1 protein-coding gene is annotated in these 536 nt (G+C 43.3%); it reads right to left on the bottom strand.

What is annotated here, in order from left to right:
• On the bottom strand, positions 1-536 hold a 536-nt coding region (locus HCJ54_RS15345), incomplete at both ends, for an immunoglobulin-like domain-containing protein (protein ID WP_342354474.1).

The raw sequence follows: 536 nt of genomic DNA, 5'->3' as shown, positions 1-536 counted from the left end.
GTTGGTGCTACACCTGGATCGATCGTCACTACTTTTTGTACAATAACCGTGTTCGCATCGTCATAACCAAGGACAGTCACGACGTCGTCTTTGCTCTTCACTTTATCTTTGATGTAATATTGGTAGCTACCATCTGCATTTACTGGTACTCGGCTGTACGTTGTGTCATTGACCTTCACGGCAACATATTTCACAGGGCCTGTGTAAGTTCCTGTCGCATTGTCAGCACCTAGTGTATACGTGTTTGTTGTTAGCGTAGCTGTATTTTCTGGGTTCACGGTCACAGGGGCAGATACAATTTGAGTACCTGTGCTGTCGTAACCAATGATGGAAACGGCGTCGGTTGTATTCTTAATCTTATCTTTTGCATAATACTGCCAGTTTGTCGCATCTACCACGTTTACTTTACTATAAACAGTATCTCCAACTTTCAGGGCTACAGATTTCACACTACCAGTGAAAGTACCTTTGACAGTCGTGTCTGTTTTTAGTTTAAATGCAGCTGGTGTAATCGTGCTTGTTCCTGCAGGGTTTTG

It is taken from the genome of Listeria grandensis (assembly GCF_014322885.1).
In the GTDB taxonomy this organism is placed as follows: Bacteria; Bacillota; Bacilli; order Lactobacillales; family Listeriaceae; genus Listeria_A; species Listeria_A grandensis.
Note: the sequence above shows the minus strand (reverse complement) of the source record. Positions and strands in the feature narration are given on the sequence as shown.